Origin of the sequence: Vibrio sp. 10N.286.46.A8, from assembly GCF_041470165.1 — a bacterium.
Taxonomy (GTDB): Bacteria; Pseudomonadota; Gammaproteobacteria; order Enterobacterales; family Vibrionaceae; genus Vibrio; species Vibrio tasmaniensis_A.
The window spans coordinates 1-434 of the sequence record NZ_JBFRLX010000403.1 but is presented as its reverse complement, the minus strand read 5'-3'; the positions used below and the strand labels follow the sequence as shown (position 1 = coordinate 434).

Here is a 434-nt window from a genome sequence, read left to right as displayed (position 1 = left end):
CGTATATTTCGGCTGAAAGCCTGTTCCTGATCTTGCTGTTTATCTGGGTGGGTACAGGCACTGTGTTTCTGCTTTCAGAATTACACCGCTCAAGAAAACGTATCGCGATCGCTGAAAAAAGACACCATCACTTAAAAAACGTCAATCGGGCATTGAGAGAGCAAAACTTCGAGTTTTCTGAAAAGGCTCATCGTGATGAATTGACAGGGATACTTAACCGACACGCGATTCGTGATTGGTTGAAAATGCAGTCGCAACAGGTGAAGCAAGGCCACGGCAAGTTAAGTATGCTCTACCTGGACATTGACTATTTTAAAAGTGTGAATGACAAATACGGACACCTGATGGGTGATCATATCTTGCGTGAATTCAGTATGGTGGTTGGCAGCTCTATCAGTGCGACGGACAAACTTGTGCGTTGGGGTGGTGAAGAG

1 protein-coding gene is annotated in these 434 nt (G+C 45.2%); it reads left to right on the top strand.

Translation table 11 applies throughout. The features are described from left to right. The coding region (locus AB4232_RS22695; protein ID WP_372088117.1) for a GGDEF domain-containing protein at positions 1–434 on the top strand (434 nt) is incomplete at both ends.